The organism is Mesorhizobium sp. M0018, assembly GCF_040323955.1.
Lineage (GTDB): Bacteria > Pseudomonadota > Alphaproteobacteria > Rhizobiales > Rhizobiaceae > Mesorhizobium.
The window spans coordinates 19,100-36,648 of the sequence record NZ_JAMYVL010000010.1; the positions used below are offsets into that span (position 1 = coordinate 19,100).

The window sequence follows — 17,549 nt, forward strand, 5'->3', positions numbered from 1 at the left end:
GATACATAGAGCGCGATTCTAAATCTATCGTTTTGGCTGTGTTGCATTTTTTCTCCTCATCGCTCAGCATTTATCTCTCTGAGAACAATGAATGCTGCCGGTCTATACCGACGTAGCCAAAGCTGTTGAAGAGATGATCTACCAGTAAGGCGATGCCGAATTCCCCCCAAAAACTTCGGCAATCCGCCGCAGCGTCGCCGGTGTCGTGCCCTGGGGCAAGCGGTCGAGCGGGAAGAAGCCGGCTTCGGCGATCTCGCGGTCGGGCAGCTTGGGCGCTGTCTGGTTGAACGCCTCGACCAGATAGAGGCCGACATGGTCGCGGCGGCTGGCGCGGCGGTTGAAATGCAGCGACTTCAGCACCGGCGGTCCGGTCAGCGCGATGTTGCCTTCCTCGAAGATTTCGCGTGTCAGCGCTTCGATCATCGTCTCGCCCAACTCGACGCCACCGCCCGGAAGGTGCCAGCCCGGGACATAGGTGTGGCGGATGAGGAAGACGGAATTGGAGGGGCGGTCGTGGATCAAGCCGCGCACGCCGAGCGTCATCGGCCGCCGCAGTACGAAATACAGGTGAAACAGCCTTGCCCTGAAGCCCGGCCAGCCGGTCTGGCGCAGGGCTTGCTCGGGATCCGGCGTCATCGTCCGCGAAACCGTGAGTGGAAAGCGGCGCGCGGCTCGCCTATGAAGAAAAGATGTTCAGGCTCGCGCATATTTCCGATGTCCATCTGGGGCCGCTTCCCGATGTAACCTATCGCGATCTCGCCTCCAAGCGCGTGGTCGGTTACGTCAACTGGCAGCGCAACCGCCGCCGCTACATGCACGATGCCGTCATCGACACGATCGTCGCCGACATGAAGGCCAGCGGGCCGGACCATCTCACCATCACCGGCGACCTGGTCAATCTGGCGCTCGACGGTGAGCTCGAGATGGCCAAGCACTGGCTGGAGACGTTGGGCTCGCCCAATGACGTGTCGGTGGTGCCGGGAAACCATGATGCCTATGTGCCGGGCGCCTTCGACAAGACCTGCCGGTCCTGGGCGGCGTGGATGACCGGCGACGGCGTCAATACGCCGGTCGATCGCAACACCTTTCCCTATTTGCGCGTACGCGGCAATGTTGCGCTGGTCGGCGTCACGACGGCGCGCGCCACGGCTCCGTTCATGGCCAACGGCTTCTTTCTGGAGGGCCAGGCGGAACGGCTGCGCGACATGCTCGACGCCACGGGCAAGCGCGGCCTGTTCCGGGTGATCATGATCCACCATCCGCCGGTGCGCGGCGCGGTTTCGCAGAACAAGCGGCTGTTCGGCATCTCGCGCTTCCACAAGGTTCTTCACCGGCATGGTGCCGAGCTTGTGCTGCACGGCCATTCGCATGTGCCGTCGCTCTTCTTCATCGGCGCCCGCAAGACCAAAATCCCGGTGGTCGGGGTCGCCGCCGCCGGGCAGGCGCCCGGCAGTTCGCATGCGCCGGCGCAATACAATCTGCTCGACATCGACGGTGAAAAGGACAATTGGCGGATCAGGCTGACGCGCCGCGGCCTGACCGGGCCGGCATTGCCGCCCAGCGACCTGCAGACAATGGAGCTTGGCGTGGGGGCCGAGGCCACGCTTGCCGAGGCGCGGTGAACTCAGATGGGAGCGTCTCGCCGGTCGTCAGCCGCACTCTGCGACGCCAAGTGACATCACTTGGCTGCAAATGCTTTAAAAGCTGATTTTCATTGCAACGATGCGGTCCCAGAACAACACGAGCGAAATCGCCAGGCCGACCAGGGCGCCGGCGGCGATCAGGCCGAGGCCCGAGAAGAACGCCGACCAGCCGTTGCTGCGCGCAGCGACATGCAGCGGCGGCTCAGCCTCCGCCACCAGGGCGCGTTTCAGGCCGGCGACGGCCTGCTCGATGCCGCCTTCCATCATCCTCTGGCGTTCGACGACGCGCTCGGCGACATAGCGCGTCACCTGGTCGGCAACGACCTTCATGTCGGTCGATTCGGCGAGGACGACGCGGCCGATGCGCGTGTCCTTGAGAAAGCGGTAGGTGCGACGGTCGCGTCCCATGGCGACATGGCTGACGGCGTCGATCCACAGCCGTGGCTGCAGGCCGGACGAGACGGCGAAGTCGAAACTGTCCATGTCGGTGGGCACGTCGGCGAAGACCGACGCGAGTTCGGCGGCAAGCAGATCGAGCCGCATGCGATGCGCTTCGCGCATGTCGACGACGACGTCATCGCGGTCGGCGAAGGCGTTCTTGACGTCGCGAATGGCATCGGACAGTTTTCGCGACTGATCGATCTGGGTGATGTTCTCGCCTGCGTCCTTCATCGGCGTTGCCTCGCGGGTTTGGTTAACACCGAATTAACACAGCCGCCGGCAAAATGCACTTGCGAGATCGATGGGCCGGCAAGGGGTTCGCTGGATGAGCACAAGCGCCGCCGCCGTGCCTGCGCCAAGACCGATCAGCTCGCCGCAGCGGCGAATCCCGGACGAAGCCGCCTGCTGCGGCGTCGCATATTGCGACGGACGGCCTCGACGACCAGGCCGGGCGCTTCCTCGACCAGCATATGGCCGGCTTCCAGCACGTGGTGCAGATGAAAATGCTTCGGCACGCCGTCCGCCTGGCTGACGGGCAGCACCGCGTCGTCGGTTCCCCAAACCACCATGACCGGCATGCTCAGCGTTTCCAGCCGTTCGCGCTGAATGACGCCTTGCCGATCATCCCTGGTCATGGCGGCTGCGAACTCGACAAGTGTCCGCGACTGGCCGGGACGCCGGCGCATCTCGTTGACGAGATCGACCCTATGCTGCAAGGGCCGGCTTTGCGGTCCCGACATGGCGGCAAGACAGGCGCGGATTTCATCCATGCCGGCAGCGGCGGCGTAGCGACGCAGCAGCGGACCATTGATCTCAGGACCAAAACCGCCCGGCGCCAGCAGCGTCAGCGACGCCATTCTTTCGGGCTCGCTCAATGCCATCAGGGCAGCAACTGTCCCACCCATCGAATGACCGACGAGATGAGCCCGCTTTATCCCGCGAGCGGAAAGATCGGCAAGGACGGCACTGGCTGCGATCCTGGCCGGACCGCCGCCCGGAAAATCGAGCGACAGCCCATGCCCCGGCAGATCATAGGCCAGGGTCCGCGCGCCGGGCGCCAGAGACTCGGCCACATCGCGCCAGTCGTCGTGGCAGCCACCGAAACCATGCAGGAAGGCAATCGTTGTCGGGCCGGCGCCCCGTTCGGCAGCGTAAAGGGATGGGGTCATGCAAACTTTATGGCTTGGTGCCGGAATCAGTCAGGATGCCGGGGCGGTCTTATGCGAGGATCAGTCTTTGCGGGAGGTCAGACTTATGTGGAGATCAATCTATGCAGGATCAGACCTATGGGGGATCAGATTGGCCGGTTCAAATTGTGTCTGAATTGCGCTTTGGCCGTCCGGATGGCCAGTAAAATCTTCGCGATCACCTGACGTCGTGCACGCGCCGGGAGACGTCAGCTGGCGCCGCCAAGCCCGGCGGCACGCAGGGCCTCCACCAGCCGGTTGGTCAGATCGGCGGGATATCTTCGTTCGACGAAGGTTGTGCGCGGATCGGCTGCGAATTTCGGAAATTTGGTGGTCAGTTCCTGCAGCAGCCTGCTCGCCAGCTTCTCGCGGCCGGCAGCCTTGGCGCCGATCAGCCGCGCCGCCAGATAATGCGATTTCATTTCAGTCGTTCGCAAGCCGTCGCTGGCAAGCGTGGCCCTGTTCATGTCGCCCATCATGAACTCTCCGGCGAACAGCCCGTAATCCCACCATGTCGGATGGGCGCTGGCGATGTCCACCGCGTGAGCAAGGATCGGGGCGCCCTCGCTGTACTTGCCGGCGAAAACCAGCCCGTAGCCGTAGGCGGCGGCCATTGCGAGATCGTAGGGATTGAGCTCATAGGCCTTGCGCATCCAGCGGATCGATTCCGCGGAATCGCCCATGCGCGAATTGAGGTAACCAAGGGCGCGGTGCGCGTAGGGGCTGGTCGGGCCCATCTGGATGGCGCGATGGGCAAACGTCATGGCTTTGTCGATCGTCGCGTCGGCGGGGTAGGGATAGTGGTCGGTGACCGCTTCGAGATGCAAGGACGCAAGTTCCGAATAGACGAGCGACGACTTCGCCTCCCGGTTGGCAAGATCTTCGAGGCAGCGGTAGGCGGCTTCGTGCGTCTGGGCATTCTGGTCGAGATAATATTTGCCGTTGAGCACCAGACACGCCGTCAGCCCGGTCTGGATGCCGCTCTGCTCGATGTAGTTGTAGATCGTGCCCGAGGCGGGAAGAGCCGAGGTCAAAATGCCGGAGATCTGGTCCTCGATGGCGGTGTTCGCGCTGTCGCCGGCGGTCAGGTTGCGTGAGAGCAGCACGCGGCCGGTCGCCACGCTTTGCAGCTCGAGCATGATGTCGCCGCTACGCGGCCCGGGCAGGACATCGAATACGAAGCTGGCGGCGTCGGTTACTGGATCGGGCGGGCTGTCGGCATCACGGCCGATGAAATTGATGGTATCGAAGCCGCTGAGGCCGGCGCGCAGCGATGCGGCGACACGGCGAGCCAGGTCGCTGTCGGCCTTGATGGCGATGTAGACCTGGGGGAGGTTTTCAACCGGAGGCGCCGCAATGCTGCCGGTCGCCACCGCGGTCTCGACCGCCGTGTCGCCGCCGGTCAGCAATACCACGCTGCCCTGGCGAAGGATCAGCACACCCAACATTAGGATGACCAGCGCGATCGCCAGCCAGAAGAACTGCAAATGGCGTTGCAGCGAAGGAGCAGCAGGAGCGACGGCTGGAACGCTCAGCAATGCGGCCGGATGTGCCCGGTTGCGGGCGTCCTCCAGCGATCCGGGCGGGGCGTTTGTCGCCTCCTCTGTCGCCGGCTGCGGCTTGCTCTCTGCCTCAGTCTCTGCCGGCAAGCGAATGGCGTTGAGTTCGTAGGACGGAACATAGCCGCCGCGCGGAATGGCGATGCGGACCGGTTCGGCAACGCCCTCATTGGCGAAATACTGCTGCAGAAGCTCGCGCAGCCTGCCGGCCTGCACCCGCACCACCGCATCGGTCGACGGGTCGAAATCGCCGTCCTTGCCGAAAACGTCCATCGCTATGGAGAAGCCCTTGAGCCTATCGGCTTCGCCTGCCTGCTCGCGCTCGACGAGGTAGCGGAGCAGCTTGCGCGCGCGCTCGGATCGTCCGAACGTTTCGCTGGCAAGCAATCGCTCCAACGTTTCGCGCACTGCGGGGGCGGCAGGCGTGGTATGCTGCAAGTGTCGATCCCTTCGAATTCGGCACAGGTTGAGGTACAATCATATCGCGCTGGCGCCGCCATACAAGCATCTGCTTATGGTGCGATAGCGTACCCACCGGATAAAATTTCCGGTGGGCTGATGCGCGGGCCTGGCGGTCTCGGCTAGCCGCCCTTTCGGCCGACGATGCGGTTGGCCGCCGAAACCACGGCTTCGAGCGAGGCGGCGACGATGTTGGTGTTGATGCCGGCGCCGAACAGCTTGCCGCCCGGATGTTCCATCTCGACATAGGAAATGGCCGAGGCATTCGAGCCGCGCTGCATGGAATGCTCGGAATAATCCAGCACCGACATCGGCACCCCGACATGGCGCGACAGCGCATCGACGAAGCCGTCGATCGGGCCGGTGCCGGTGCCTGATATGGTCACCTCCTTGCCTTTGTCGAGGATCACCGCTTCGACCACGCGCCGGCCCTTGACCTCGGTGTCGGGATAGGTGTGGTGGTCGAGGAACTTCAGCCGCGCGCCGGGCTGGTCGACATAGGTGTCGAGAAAGCGCTCGTAGATGCGCCTGGCCGGCACCTCCTTGCCTTCGGCGTCGGTGATCGCCTGGATGGCCTGGCTGAACTCGATCTGCAGGTTGCGCGGCAGGTTGAGGCCGTAATCCGCATGCAGCACATAGGCGATGCCGCCCTTGCCGGACTGCGAGTTGATGCGGATGATGGCTTCATAGCTGCGGCCGACATCGGCCGGGTCGATCGGCAGATAGGGCACCTCCCAATGCGGCGTGTTGGCCTTGCGCAGCGCCTTCATGCCCTTGTTGATAGCGTCCTGGTGCGAGCCGGAAAAGGCGGTGTAGACGAGCTCGCCGACATAGGGATGGCGCTCGGGGATCTTCAGCTGGTTGGAGTATTCGTAGACGTCCTTCATGCGGTTGATGTCGGAGCAGTCGAGCCCGGGATCGACGCCTTGCGTGTACATGTTGAGCGCCAGCGTCACGATGTCGACATTGCCGGTGCGCTCGCCGTTGCCGAACAGCGTGCCTTCGACGCGGTCGGCGCCCGCCATCAGGCCGAGTTCGGTGGTGGCGATGCCGGTGCCGCGGTCATTGTGCGGATGCAGCGAGATCAACAGGTTCTCGCGGTTGTCGAGATTGCGGCACATCCATTCGATGCGGTCGGCGTAGATGTTGGGCGTCGACATCTCGACCGTGGAGGGCAGGTTGATGATCAGCTTGTTCTCCGCCGTCGGCTTGACGATCTCGGTGACTGCGTTGCAGATCTCCAGCGCCACTTCGAGCTCGGTGCCGGTAAAGCTCTCCGGCGAATATTCGAAACGGTAGCCGCCGCCGGCCTTGGCCGCCATGTCGGTGATCATCTTGGCCGCATCGGTGGCGATGCGCTTGATGCCGGCGACGTCCTTCTCGAAGACGACGCGGCGCTGCAATTCGCTGGTCGAGTTATAGAAATGGACGATCGGGTTGGTGGCGCCCTTCAGCGCCTCGAAAGTGCGGGTGATCAGTTCGGGCCGGCACTGCACCAGCACCTGCAGCGAGACGTCGGCGGGCACGTTGCCTTGTTTGATGCACCAGCGGGCGAAATCGAAGTCGGTCTGCGAGGCCGACGGGAAGCCGATCTCGATCTCCTTGAAGCCCATGTCGAGCAGCAGGGCGAACATGCGCGCCTTGCGTTCTTGGCCCATCGGATCGATCAGCGCCTGGTTGCCGTCGCGCAGGTCGACCGAGCACCAGATCGGCGCCTTGTCGATCACTTTCGAGGGCCAGGTGCGATCGGCAAGACCGACGGTCGGATAGGGCTGGTACTTCCGGGCAGCATCCGGCATGCCCCCCGCGGGGCTGGCGGTTTCCTCTACATTCAGACGGATATCTTCTCGTGCGTTCATCGTCTTTTCTCCCGGCGGCTCGCGGATCCAGCTTCAGGCGGATTGGTGGCGAGCGGCGCCTTTACCAGAATTTCGTTCGCTTGATGTGACGTGCCAATTTTGTAACTGGCCAAGGAGCGTGCGCGTGAGCGGCGAATTCGACCGCCGGGCGCTCCTTCAGCGAACCCGGCGATCGCCGATAAGGCCGAGAAGCAGCAGGGTGGAGGCAAGCGCGCGAACGGTCTGACCGGCAATGCCGGTCGGACGGGACGCAAAAGAGGTGGCGCGCGGGCTCATGGCGGATTTCATACAGGAGCGGGCAAAGCGAGGCAAGTGGGGGCCTCGCTGTCGCAGAAGCTGCCGATCCAGCCTCAAGACCGGGGTTCCGCGCCGTCGCGAAACGGGGGAGAGGTGGCCGCCCACGGGTCTTGCCTTAGGCAAGCCCGGGAACAGGCTCCGCGGCCGGAGAGGAGGCCTTCGCAGGGCGCAGTCCCCTCTCCGTCTCGGCTTCGCCGAGCCACCTATCCCCATTTTTGTGGGGCGAGGAACCCAAGCTGCAATGAAGGCGCGGCGCCGACATCAAGCGATTTTTCCTGATTACAGCAACTTTGTTCTTGCTTTGTGCCGGCAGCTATGCTACTAATTTGGGTATGGTGCTGACTGGCGCCGAGGACCCGCTGTCGTGGCGGGTTTTTTATTTCACGGTTTTGGCGTCACCTTTCGCGGGCCCAGCCGCTCACCTGATCCAGTTGCTCTTCCCCGAGCCCGGCAAATGCGCCAGAGTCGATTGTCGGCGGGGTGCGATGGCTTGCCGCCGGGAGGGATCGTCCATGAACTTCGTGTTCTTCTCGCCGCATTTTCCAGCCAATGGCGCCGATTTCTGCGACCGGCTGAAGAAGGCCGGCGCCACCGTGCTCGGCATTGGCGACGCCCCGTTCGATGCGCTGGACGGCAAATTGAAGGCAGCCCTTTCGGAATATTACCGCATCGACGACATGGAGGAGTACGAGCCGGTGTTCCGGGCGATCGGCCATTTCATCCACAAATGGGGCCGCGTCGACCGGTTCGAATCGCTCAACGAGCATTGGCTGGAGCTGGAAGCCAATATCCGCACCGACTTCAACATCTTCGGCACCAAGCTCGACTTCGTGAAGAATTTGAAACGCAAGAGCCGCATGCGGGCGTTCTTCCGCAAGAGCGGCGTCGAAACCATCCCGCAACGCAAATGCTCCGACCGCGCCGGCGCCATGACCTTCATCCGACGTGTCGGCTATCCCGTGGTGGTGAAGCCGGATTCCGGCTCCGGCGCCTCGAACACTTTCAAAATCTCCAACGCCGGCGAACTCGACAGCTTCTTCAGGGACAAGCCGGAAGGCGTCAGCTTCGTCATGGAGCAATTCATCGAAGGACTGGTGGTGACCTATGACGGGCTGGTCAACCGCGACGGCGAGGTGGTGCTGGCCGCCAGCCACCGCTACGACCAGAGCGTCATGGAGGTGGTCAACCGCGACCGCCATATGAGCTATGTCTGTTTTCCCGAGATCAGCCGGGCGGTCGAGGAGGCCGGCAGGAAAATCCTCAAGGCGTTCGACGTGCGCGAGCGCTTCTTCCACATCGAGCTGTTCGAAACCAGGGACGACAGGGTCATCGCGCTGGAGGTCAACATGCGGCCGCCTGGCGCCTGGATGACCGATGCCATCAATTACACCTTCGATATCGATGTCTATGCCGCATGGGCCGACATGGTGGTCAAGGACGCCGCCGGCGGCCCTTACAGGGGCAAGTATTTCACCGCCTATGCCAGCCGCAAGCGGCACCTCAACTATGTGCACAGCCACGCCGACGTGCTGGCCGCCCATGGCGACATGATCGTCCATCATCACGCCATCGAGGAGGTTTTCAGCCGCGCCATGGGAAACTACGCCTATCAGCTGCGCTCCACCGACCCGAAGGCGCTGCGCCGGGCGGTCGACTACATCCATGCGGAAAAGGCGTGAGGCGATGGACGTTTCCTACCACAAGGGTTTTGGCCTCAACCTCGGCCGCGACATGGAATACAAGCGCTACGGCCATGCCGGCCGACCCGTGGTTGTGTTCCCGACTTCGCAAGGGCGGTTCTACCAGTTCGAGGATTCCGGCGCGGTCTCGGCTCTCGCCGAGTTCGTCGACACCGGTCGCATCCAGTTGTTCACGCTGGACGGCATCGATGCGGAATCCTTCTTCGACCGCCATGCCGAGCCGGCCCATCGCATCGCCCGGCATGAAGCGTATTTCCGCTATGTGCGCGAGGAGGCGCTGCCGGAACTCCTGTCTGTCGCAGCCGAGGCCAATGGCGGGCGTACGCTGAAGCCGCTGTTTTGCGGCTGCTCGATGGGCGGCTACCATTCGTCGAATTTCGTCTTCCGCTTTCCGGAACTGGCCAGCGGCGTCATCGCGCTGTCGGGGGTTTACTCCACCCACGATTTCTTCGGCAGCGCGCTCGACGGACAGATTTTCTTCAACTCGCCGCTCGACTACCTGCCGGGTATCGTCGATCCGGGGCTGCTTGTCAGGCTGAAGGCGCTGCGGCTGATCTTCTGCTGCGGGCAGGGTGCCTGGGAGGAACGGATGCTTGCCGATACGCAGGCGCTGGAACAGATCCTGCGTGACAAGTCGATTCCGGCCTGGGTCGACTACTGGGGCGGCGATGCCGCCCATGACTGGCCGTGGTGGCACAAGCAACTGGTCTATTTCTTCGCTCGCTGGCTGGACGACGATCTGATGCACCGGCTGGATTAGGCCACCTGGAGGAAGGAAAATGACCACGCCCGATGCCATCCGCCGCTTTGTCGAAGCCACCAACGCCGGCGACACCAAGGCTTTCCTCGAGACGTTCACGCCCGATGCCTTCCTGAGCGACTGGGGCCGGTCGTTCAAGGGCGGCGAGCAGATTGCGCGCTGGAACCAGTCGGACAATATCGGCGTGCAGTCCAAACTTAGCATCATTCGTATCGAACCGGCGGGCGAGACCTATCACGTCCGCATTGCCGTCACAGGCAACGGCTTCAACGGCGAGGGCGACATGGCATTCACCCTGGACGGCAACCGCATCTCCAGCCTGGTGATCAGCTGAAGGACATTTTGAGGGCCCTTTAGCCCATCTCGCCGACACGCCGCCGTTGCTCGCGCGGGACTCATTGGCTTGATGCCAAAAACATGACTATGTTTATCATCTTTTAGTGGAAACGCCAGGCCGGCTGTGGCATGCCGCAAAGGCGCCGACGTCCAGGGCGTTCTCGAATTCAACGGCATCGAAAGGCTGAGCGATGGAGCAATTGAGTGCGCAAACCCGGATCAGCGGTGCCGCCATCCGGTCGGTGATGGACAGGCTGCGCGCCGAGCACGGCGAATCCGAGATCGATACCGGCCTTGCCGATCATTGGGAATTTCGCACGCATTACGGCTCGTTGAAAGCGACGCTCGGTGACGACAACGTGCTGATCCGCGTCGCGGCCGAGGATGAAACCTGCCTGTCCTACATGAAGATGGCGGTCGCCGGCCATTTCTCGCAACATCTCGGCACGACCAGGGGCATCGCCTGGCAGGGCGACGGCAGCGATGCCGGCACGCCGGTGTTCTTCCGCGAGATCACGGTGCTGTCCTCGACGCGGATTTCTCCGCATATGCAGCGCGTCCGCTTCACCGGCAACGATCTCGGCCGCTTTGGCCGTGGCGGCCTGCATGTGCGGCTGCTGCTGCCGCCGCGCGGCAGGCTGCCGGTGTGGCCGTCGATGGGCGCCGACGGCCTGATGGTCTGGCCGTCGGGCGAGGACGCGCTCGTCGTGCGGGTCTACACGATCCGGGCGCTGGACGCCGCAAGCGGCTGGCTGGATGTCGATTTCGTCCTCCACCCCGGTATGGAGACGCCGGCGGCCGCTTTCGCCGAAAAGGCAGTTACCGGCGAGATCATCGGCATGATCGGACCGGGCGGAGGTGGCGTGCCCGAGGCGCAAAACCTGCTGCTGCTCGGCGACGACACCGCGCTTCCGGCGATCGGCAGGATCCTGGAGCAGCTTTCGCCGTCAACCCGCGCCGAAGCGTTCATCGAGGTCGATGGTCCCGACGATCGGATGCCGCTGGCCGCGGGCGAGGCCGTTGCCGTCACCTGGTTCTATCGGCATGGGCGCGAGGCCGGTACAGCCAGGCTGTTACCGGCGGTGCTGCAGCAGCGGAGCCGGACCGCGCTTGCCGACAATCTCTATGTCTGGGCCGGATGCGAGTTCGGCGATTTCCGCGAGATCCGCAGGATCGTCCGCAAGGAATGGGGTGTGCCGCGCGACCGGCACCTGGTCACCGCCTACTGGCGCCGCGGGGCGCAAGCGGCGGACGGCAGCGAAGAATAGCGCGCGACGATGCTCCGCGGTCAGCCGCGGTCGGATACGAAGGCGATCGCCGGTGCGGCCAGAAGCGCGACGAGGCCGGCGCCTGCGAAGAACGCGCCATAGCCGAAATACTGCGCGGCGTAGCCGGCCGCGATCCCGCCGGCCATGCTCATCAGTGCGTCCATGCACTGGAACAGCGTGAAGTCGACGCCCGCCTGTCTTGGATCTGACCAGCGCATGAACTGCGCGTAAAGCGCGACGAAACCGAGAGCCATGAAGCCGGACGAGCTGAGCACCGCGATGGCCATCAAAGCGGTGGTCGAGAAGCCACCAAGAAAATCGAAGACCGAAAGGAAGAACAGCGATCCGGCCTGCAGGAAAAGCGCCAGGACGAGCACGTTGCGCGGGCCGAACCATTTGACGAGAGCGCCGCCGGCGAGTGCGGCAGCCAGGCCGACGAACATGCTGCCGACGCCGTTGACAAGTCCGACCATCGAGAGGTCGAGCCCGGCGTCGATCAGGAATGGTCCGAGCATGGCGAGTGCCGCCTTCTGGGCCAGGACATAGATGGCCGACGCTGCCAGGCCGCGCCGAATTTCGGGACGCTTCAACGCGTCGAGGAGGCTGGGAACATGCTCGCGCGTCTCCTCGCGCGCGCGGCCGGCCGCGCCGAGCAGGAAGGGGAGGCCGAGCGGCAGGAGCAGCAAGGCCATCGCCCAAACGGCGATGCGCCAGCCATAAGCGTCGACCAGAAGCAGAAACAGGCCGGCGCCGATGGCCGAGCCGAGATAGGCGCCGCCGACCTGCGCGGCATTGCCCCAACCGTGGTTTTCCCTGGCCAGGCTCTGCACGGCGAAACCATCGCAGGCAATGTCGACCGTCGAGGCGGCGAAGGCGACGATGGTCAGGCAGGCCAGGACCGGCCACCAGGCCTCCGGGCCGAGCGCGCCGACGGCCCACAGCCCGGCGATGGACGCAAGCCCACCGGCGGCGACGATCGTGCCGGTGCGGTTCTTGCCGACCGGCGGCAGCCGATAGCGCTCGACGGCCGGCGCCCATAGAAACTTGAGCGCCCATGGCAGCGCGATCAGCGAAACCAGGCCGATCCGGTCGAGCGGCAGGCCCTGGTCGCGCATCACCGCCGGCAGGCCCGCCCAGGTGATGCCGCCGATTACGCTCTGCGCGACGTAGAGCCCGCCGATCGCCAGGACGATCGCGACAGGCGTCGATGCCCGGCTGGAAACGGCGATCGACATCAGAAGCGGTAGCGCAGGCTGGCGAACAGCGAGCGGCCCTCGTCGCGGTAGCAATAGCCGGCCGAGCAGATGGGTTTTTGAGTGTCGAACACGTTCTTGGCGTTGACCTGCAGCTTCACGCCCTCGAGTTTGGGATTGCGGTAGCCGAAATCGTAGGAGAGCGAGGCGTCGACGAAGGCGCGCGCATCGTTCTTGAAGGTGTTGGTGTCATCGCCATAGCTCGAGCCGGCGACGCGAACGCCGCTGCCCAGCCCGAGCCCCTGCAGCGTGCCGTCCTCGAACTGGTACTGCCCCCAGAGCGACAGGATGTGATTTGGCGTCGCCGACAGTTCCTTGCCTGCGGTTCCCGTGGCGCCGCGTTCGATTTTCACGCGCAGATAGGTGTAGGAGGCGAGTATGCTGAGACCGTTGTCGAGCGAAGCGCTGGCTTCCAGCTCGACGCCGCGCGAGTTCAGGTCGAGCTGGCGCTGCTTGTTGATGCCGGTTGAGGCGTCGAAGACGACGCCATCCTTCTGGTCGATGTCGAACAGAGCGGCGCTGACGGCGGCGTTATAGTCGGCAAATTCGTATTTGACGCCGATTTCCTTCTGCGTCGCAATGGTCGGACGGGCGACGCGACCGACAGGGCTGCTGACATCGTCATAGACGAAGCCGATATTGGGCGAGAACGACGTCGAATAGTTGACATAGGGCGTGATGCCCCATTCGGTCTGGTAGGACAGGCCGAGCCGGCCGGAAAGGGCACTGTCGTCCTGCTTGGACCTGGTGAAGTCGGCGGCGGTCGAGGTGGTGTCGGCCCAGTCGTAGCGACCGCTGGCGAACAGGGTGAAATCGTTCCACTCCATCTGGTCATGCAGATAGGCGCCGAGCTGGTTCATCTCCTGCCCGCCAGAGTAAGGAACCGGAGCGGCCTTGATGTCGTCGACGGAGACATAGGAGATACCGCTGCCGGCGTCATAGTTCGACCAGGCGTAGTCGATGCCGGCTACCGCCGTGTGCCTGACCTGGCCGGTATCGAATTCGAACTGCGCCATGTTGTCGACGACGAAGTTCTTCATGGTCTCGGTGTAGTGACCCCAATAGCGTTTCAGATCCACGCCGTCCGGGTAATGACCGCTATATTCGATGTCGCTGTCGACGGCGCTGTAGCGAAGGTTCTGCCGGACCGTCAGCACGTCGTTGAAACGGTGCTCGAACTCGTAGCCGATGCGGCCCTGGGTCTGGTCGAAGTCGTTCCAGGCGGGATCGCCCTCGTAGAGGTTCGTCAGAGCGCCGCCTGAATTGTAGAAGGCAGCGGTGCCGCCGGTGACGGATTTCGAATATTCGCCGAGGATGGTCAGCCTGGTATCCTCGTCCGGCTTGAAGGTGACGGCCGGCGCCAGATAGATCTTGTCGTCGGGATAACCGGGCAGGTCGGTGTCGCTGGTGCGGCCGAGGCTGGTGAAGCGGTAGAGAATGCTGCCGTCGTCGTTCACCGGGCCGGAAGCGTCGAGTGCGGCCTGGAAGCGATTGTGTTCGCCTAGCAGCATTTCGATTTCGCGGAACTGTTCTTCCTTGGGGCGCTTGGTGACCAGATTGACGATGCCGCCCGGACCGCTGATGCCGTAAAGCGAGGAGGCCGGACCCTTCAGGATGGTGACGCCCTCGATGCCGTAGGGCTCGGTCTTGAACCAGGCCGAGGGGCCGTTGTACTGGCGCAGCCCGTCGCGGAACATGCCGTTGTAAAAGGCCTGGAAGCCGCGCAGGAAGAAGGCGTCGTAGCGGGTGTCGAAGCCGAAGCTGTTGGGATTGGCGCTTGCGACATAGCCGAGCGATTCGTTCAGCGTGCGTGGCTTCTGGTCCTCGATCTGCTTTTGCGTCACAACCGAAACGGCTTGTGGAACCTTGACCATCGGCGTGTCAGTCTTGGTGCCGATGCGGTCCTTCTTGGCGACATAGCCGTCCTGCACGAGGATCTCGTCGCTCTCGGCATCGACCTCGATCTTGTTGAGAACCGTGACGCCGCCCTGGTCCTGAGCGTGAGCCGGCCCGGACAGGCCGAGCAGGGCAACGCTGCCCGGCAGTGATAACCCCAGGAGCCATGTCATCGTCCGTTTCCGCATCAACTCGTCTCCACTCTTCCGTACATTGACGGAAGGGGCTCTCAAATCTGAGTATTTGAGTCAAGTTATTTTTTGAGCTCGTGCGGGTGCTGGCCCGATACGGTCGGCGACAGCAAAGTGCGACCGGTTTCAAGAAAAGGCTATCAATCAGGGAGAGGCGAGCTGCTATGGTTTGAGGCTTCTCGCCACCAGCCGCGCCACGCTTGGGCCGACCAGAAGCACGATCAGGAAGCGTGCCGATTGCAGCGCCATGACGAAGGAGATGTCGACATGCTGTGCGGCGGCGGCGATGATGGCGACGCTGTCCATGCCGCCGGGGCTGGTTGCCAGATAGGCGGTCAGCGGATCGATGCCGAGCAGGCGGCTGATCAGGAAGGCGAGGCCGCCGCAAAAGACGATCAGGGCAATGATCGAGCCGACGATCTGCGGCAGCGCGCGGGCCGCGTGGCGCAGAATGGCCCTGGTGAAATTCAGGCCGATGCTCCAGCCGATCATCGTATAGCTCAAGGCAAGCAGCCAGGGCGGCAACTGCATGGTCACGCCGAGCCCGAGATGGATCACGGTGCCGAAAATGAAGGTGCCGAGGAATAACGGCGACGGCAGCCGGAAAAGCTTTCCGGCGAGGCCGCCAACCAGCGCCACGCCGAATGTTGCGGCCAAGCCTTGCGGGTCTATCGGCGGAAACCAGACGATGCCCGGCACCTCGATGCCCGAGGTGTCGACCCAGAGCTTGGCCACCAGGGCTGCCGTCATCGAGACGCAGATGACGCGCAGATACAGCATAAAGGCGACGAGGCGCTGGTCGGCGCCGAAGGCACCGGCCATCAGCACCATGGCGGTGGCGGCGCCCGGCGACGAGCCCCAGACCGCGGTGGTGCCGGGCAGGATGCGCCAGCGGCTGATCAGCCAGCCGAGCAGGCTGGATGCCGCGACCGTCGCCATCACGACGCCAAGGAACAGCGGCCATTCCCTGTAGAAGACGGGAAAGATATCGGCCGAGATGGAACTGGCGACCAGGCAGCCGACGACCGCCTGGGCTGAGCCGAACAGAACCCGCGGCACACGCACCGTGGCGCCGTTGGTGCCGGCAGCTATGGCCGCCAGCATCGGTCCGATCAAGAGCGCGGCGGGCAGGGCGGCGAGCTCCAGCGCGCCGGCAAACAGCACCGAGACCACCACCAGGACGGGCCACTGCCAGGCCTTGTGGATCCGCGCCAGGTGCTCGATGGCCGGCGGGTTCGGGGAGGAATCCATAGATGGGCTCTTAGACCGGTCGCGAAAAAATGCGAACCCTTTTTGCGCGGAAAAGGGCTTGGGTGGTAATGGCACCAACCATCCGCAGCGATCCTTCGCGCCCCCTCTGGCCTGCCGGCCAGAGGAGGCGCTGTCCCATAGGCCTCTCCCTCTATCCCGCCTTCACCGCCGGCAAGCCGAACCCGCCAACAGGATGCGTCTCCACCTGGAACTCGAAGCCGGCGATGATCGGCCGTGCCTTGGCGATTGCCGCCTGGACTTCGGGCAGCTGCAGCGAAGCCTTGTGGCTTTCGGCGTCGGTCCACACTTCGGTCACCCAGATCGCGTCGGCATCGGCCGGGTCGGTGGCGATGATGTAGTTCAGGCAGCCGGGCATGGCGCCGGTGCTGGCGAGCAGGATATCCATCATTGCGTCACGCTGGCCGCGCATCGCCCGCATCTTGCCGATCAGTCCGTACATTCGCTTTGCTCCGTTGAGATGACGCAACCAGGAGTATGCAGTTCGCCGTCTACGGCATCAACTGCCCGCCATTCACCTCGATCACCTGGCCGGTGATGTAGCCGCTCAACAGATCGGAGGAGAGGAACAGATAGGCGCCAACGCAGTCCTCGGCGGTGCCGGCGCGGCCCTGCGGGATGGTGGCGATCATGCCCTTCATCTGGTCGTCGGTCGAGTAGCGCTCGTGGAAAGGTGTCGCGATCGTGCCGGGCGCCACCGCGTTGACGCGGATGTTGAAACCGATCAGCTCCTTGGCCATGCCGCGCGTGACGTTGGAGACGAAGGCCTTGGCCGAGCCGTACAGGCCGGCGCCGCCGCCGGCGCCGTTGCGCGCGGCGATCGAGGAGGTGTTGACGATGAAGCCACCCTGCCGCTTCAGCCATGGGATTGCCTTGCGCGAAGCTGTCAGCACGGAACGCGCGTTGAGGTCCATCACCGCGTCGTAATGCGCCTCGGTCTGCTCGGCATAGGCCACGCGGCCGAGCATGCCGCCGGCATTGTTGACGAGGCCGTCGAGCCGGCCGAAATGTTGCGCACTGTCCTCGACGACGCGCTCGACATCGGCGGGGATCGAGAAATCGCCCTGGGCGAGGAACACGTCGCCGCCGCCGTTGCGAATGGTCGCGGCCAGGTTTTCGGCAGCCGCGCGGCTCGAATTGTAATGCAGCGCGACGCGGCATTTCTGCGCGGCATAGGCAAGTGCAAGCGCCGCGCCGATGCCGGTCGAGGCGCCGGTGACCAGGACCGCCTTTCCGGCAAGGTCGGGGATGACCAGAGAGGGGCTGACAAGGGTGGTGGTGGCTGGCACGTCTATTCCTCCGGGGACTCTGCCTGCTCTTCGTAAGCCTTCGCAGTCCTCGCGTTCAAGTCCGTAAAAGTCTTGAGCGGTTCACCGTTTCACGGAAACGGCGAACCGCTCCCTCTTTGTCTTGACGCAATTCCGGACGGAA

Annotated in this window: 15 protein-coding genes; 5 read left to right on the forward strand and 10 right to left on the reverse strand. The window is 63.8% G+C overall.

Going from position 1 to position 17,549, the window contains the following annotated elements; all coding sequences use genetic code 11:
• Window positions 1-138: 138 nt before the first annotated feature.
• Entirely contained in the window at window positions 139-636 is a 498-nt protein-coding gene (locus NKJ81_RS15770; RefSeq protein ID WP_352540967.1) for an NUDIX domain-containing protein, read from the reverse strand.
• Between the two features lie 53 nt (window positions 637-689).
• Between NKJ81_RS15770 and NKJ81_RS15775 the strand changes: the two genes are divergently transcribed.
• The gene (locus NKJ81_RS15775) at window positions 690-1,622 is read left to right on the forward strand and encodes a metallophosphoesterase family protein (protein WP_352541097.1); all 933 of its coding nucleotides are present in this window, start codon (window positions 690-692) and stop codon (window positions 1,620-1,622) included.
• A gap of 75 nt (window positions 1,623-1,697) precedes the next feature.
• Here NKJ81_RS15775 and NKJ81_RS15780 read toward each other — a convergent pair whose 3' ends face one another.
• The 4 genes from NKJ81_RS15780 to leuA all read right to left on the reverse strand — a co-directional run bounded on the left by NKJ81_RS15780 (window position 1,698) and on the right by leuA (window position 7,148).
• Entirely contained in the window at window positions 1,698-2,315 is a 618-nt protein-coding gene (locus tag NKJ81_RS15780) for a hypothetical protein (RefSeq protein WP_352540968.1), read from the reverse strand.
• Window positions 2,316-2,449: 134 nt separating this feature from the next.
• Window positions 2,450-3,253: an alpha/beta fold hydrolase gene (locus tag NKJ81_RS15785; protein WP_352540969.1), complete on the reverse strand. Its 804-nt coding sequence runs from the start codon at window positions 3,251-3,253 to the stop codon at window positions 2,450-2,452.
• Between the two features lie 227 nt (window positions 3,254-3,480).
• Window positions 3,481-5,268: a tetratricopeptide repeat protein gene (locus NKJ81_RS15790; RefSeq protein ID WP_352540970.1), complete on the reverse strand. Its 1,788-nt coding sequence runs from the start codon at window positions 5,266-5,268 to the stop codon at window positions 3,481-3,483.
• A gap of 143 nt (window positions 5,269-5,411) precedes the next feature.
• Window positions 5,412-7,148, reverse strand: a complete 1,737-nt coding sequence (leuA, locus tag NKJ81_RS15795; protein WP_352540971.1) for a 2-isopropylmalate synthase — start codon at window positions 7,146-7,148, stop codon at window positions 5,412-5,414.
• A gap of 809 nt (window positions 7,149-7,957) precedes the next feature.
• Here leuA and NKJ81_RS15800 point away from each other — a divergent pair.
• The 4 genes from NKJ81_RS15800 (at window position 7,958) to NKJ81_RS15815 (ending at window position 11,509) form a co-directional block, all read left to right on the forward strand.
• On the forward strand, window positions 7,958-9,124 hold the full coding sequence (locus NKJ81_RS15800; protein WP_352540972.1) for an ATP-grasp domain-containing protein: 1,167 nt from the start codon (window positions 7,958-7,960) through the stop codon (window positions 9,122-9,124).
• Window positions 9,125-9,128: 4 nt separating this feature from the next.
• Window positions 9,129-9,905, forward strand: a complete 777-nt coding sequence (locus NKJ81_RS15805) for an esterase family protein (RefSeq protein WP_352540973.1) — start codon at window positions 9,129-9,131, stop codon at window positions 9,903-9,905.
• Between the two features lie 19 nt (window positions 9,906-9,924).
• A complete protein-coding gene (locus NKJ81_RS15810; RefSeq protein ID WP_352540974.1) occupies window positions 9,925-10,239 on the forward strand; it encodes a nuclear transport factor 2 family protein in 315 nt (104 codons plus the stop codon).
• Window positions 10,240-10,432: 193 nt separating this feature from the next.
• Window positions 10,433-11,509: a siderophore-interacting protein gene (locus tag NKJ81_RS15815; RefSeq protein ID WP_352540975.1), complete on the forward strand. Its 1,077-nt coding sequence runs from the start codon at window positions 10,433-10,435 to the stop codon at window positions 11,507-11,509.
• 20 nt (window positions 11,510-11,529) lie between these two features.
• On the opposite strand, the gene NKJ81_RS15820 is transcribed toward NKJ81_RS15815, so the two are convergent.
• The 5 genes from NKJ81_RS15820 to NKJ81_RS15840 form a co-directional block, all read right to left on the reverse strand.
• Entirely contained in the window at window positions 11,530-12,744 is a 1,215-nt protein-coding gene (locus tag NKJ81_RS15820; RefSeq protein WP_352540976.1) for an MFS transporter, read from the reverse strand.
• Complete coding sequence (locus NKJ81_RS15825) at window positions 12,744-14,831, reverse strand: TonB-dependent siderophore receptor (RefSeq protein ID WP_352540977.1); 2,088 nt, start codon at window positions 14,829-14,831, stop codon at window positions 12,744-12,746. Before NKJ81_RS15825 ends, NKJ81_RS15820 begins: the two co-directional genes overlap by 1 nt.
• A gap of 180 nt (window positions 14,832-15,011) precedes the next feature.
• Window positions 15,012-16,100 carry an AbrB family transcriptional regulator gene (locus NKJ81_RS15830; RefSeq protein WP_352540978.1) on the reverse strand — a complete coding sequence of 363 codons (1,089 nt, stop codon included), beginning with the start codon at window positions 16,098-16,100 and terminating at the stop codon, window positions 15,012-15,014.
• A gap of 151 nt (window positions 16,101-16,251) precedes the next feature.
• Window positions 16,252-16,560 carry a putative quinol monooxygenase gene (locus tag NKJ81_RS15835; protein ID WP_352450553.1) on the reverse strand — a complete coding sequence of 103 codons (309 nt, stop codon included), beginning with the start codon at window positions 16,558-16,560 and terminating at the stop codon, window positions 16,252-16,254.
• Between the two features lie 49 nt (window positions 16,561-16,609).
• Window positions 16,610-17,407, reverse strand: a complete 798-nt coding sequence (locus NKJ81_RS15840; protein ID WP_352450552.1) for an SDR family NAD(P)-dependent oxidoreductase — start codon at window positions 17,405-17,407, stop codon at window positions 16,610-16,612.
• Window positions 17,408-17,549 lie beyond the last annotated feature (142 nt).

Bases quoted from the DNA above. Each gene is read 5' to 3' on its own strand.
- NKJ81_RS15770 (WP_352540967.1), bottom strand. From the start codon at position 636: ATGACGCCGGATCCCGAGCAAGCCCTGCGCCAGACCGGCTGGCCGGGC.
- NKJ81_RS15775 (WP_352541097.1), top strand. From the start codon at position 690: ATGTTCAGGCTCGCGCATATTTCCGATGTCCATCTGGGGCCGCTTCCC.
- NKJ81_RS15780 (WP_352540968.1), bottom strand. From the start codon at position 2,315: ATGAAGGACGCAGGCGAGAACATCACCCAGATCGATCAGTCGCGAAAA.
- NKJ81_RS15785 (WP_352540969.1), bottom strand. From the start codon at position 3,253: ATGACCCCATCCCTTTACGCTGCCGAACGGGGCGCCGGCCCGACAACG.
- leuA (WP_352540971.1), bottom strand. From the start codon at position 7,148: ATGAACGCACGAGAAGATATCCGTCTGAATGTAGAGGAAACCGCCAGC.
- NKJ81_RS15800 (WP_352540972.1), top strand. From the start codon at position 7,958: ATGAACTTCGTGTTCTTCTCGCCGCATTTTCCAGCCAATGGCGCCGAT.
- NKJ81_RS15805 (WP_352540973.1), top strand. From the start codon at position 9,129: ATGGACGTTTCCTACCACAAGGGTTTTGGCCTCAACCTCGGCCGCGAC.
- NKJ81_RS15810 (WP_352540974.1), top strand. From the start codon at position 9,925: ATGACCACGCCCGATGCCATCCGCCGCTTTGTCGAAGCCACCAACGCC.
- NKJ81_RS15815 (WP_352540975.1), top strand. From the start codon at position 10,433: ATGGAGCAATTGAGTGCGCAAACCCGGATCAGCGGTGCCGCCATCCGG.
- NKJ81_RS15820 (WP_352540976.1), bottom strand. From the start codon at position 12,744: ATGTCGATCGCCGTTTCCAGCCGGGCATCGACGCCTGTCGCGATCGTC.
- NKJ81_RS15825 (WP_352540977.1), bottom strand. From the start codon at position 14,831: ATGACATGGCTCCTGGGGTTATCACTGCCGGGCAGCGTTGCCCTGCTC.
- NKJ81_RS15830 (WP_352540978.1), bottom strand. From the start codon at position 16,100: ATGGATTCCTCCCCGAACCCGCCGGCCATCGAGCACCTGGCGCGGATC.
- NKJ81_RS15835 (WP_352450553.1), bottom strand. From the start codon at position 16,560: ATGTACGGACTGATCGGCAAGATGCGGGCGATGCGCGGCCAGCGTGAC.